This is a genomic window from Streptomyces sp. URMC 124 (assembly GCF_051386455.1).
Taxonomy (GTDB): Bacteria; Actinomycetota; Actinomycetes; order Streptomycetales; family Streptomycetaceae; genus Streptomyces.
The window spans coordinates 1-420 of the sequence record NZ_JBPQTS010000367.1 but is presented as its reverse complement, the minus strand read 5'-3'; the positions used below and the strand labels follow the sequence as shown (position 1 = coordinate 420).

Below are 420 nucleotides of genomic sequence, written 5' to 3'. Positions count from 1 at the left end.
GGCGATGCCGCTTCGGCTGCGGTGCCGGTCAAGCCGGTGGCGTGGAGTGCTGAGGCTTTCGGTGAGACGCAGCATGCCGAGCTGGAGAAGCACGCTGACGCTGCTGCTGCCCAGGCCGGCGCGGACGCTGCTGCGAAGGTGAAGGTGGACACGGAGCGTGCCGCCAAGCAGGCCGCGAGCCGTTCCACCGAGCGCAAGGCCATCGCCGCCAAGCCCGCCGCCCCTGCCAAGCCCGCCGCGAAGCCCGCTGCTGCTGCGAAGCCGGCTGCCCCGGCTGCGCCCGCTGCTCCGGTGAAGAAGGCTTACGCGAACAACGTGGACGGCTGGATCAGCGAGGCCCTGGACATCCTGCGTGCCAAGGGCATCCCGGCCTCGTACGACGGCATCAAGCGGAACGTGATGCGTGAGTCGACGGGTAAC

The 420-nt window shown here is 70.0% G+C and carries 1 pseudogene; it reads left to right on the top strand.

The window, feature by feature from the left end:
- Nucleotides 1-144 precede the first annotated feature (144 nt).
- A pseudogene (locus ACSNOG_RS32975) lies at nucleotides 145-420 on the top strand (transglycosylase SLT domain-containing protein); the annotation flags it as partial.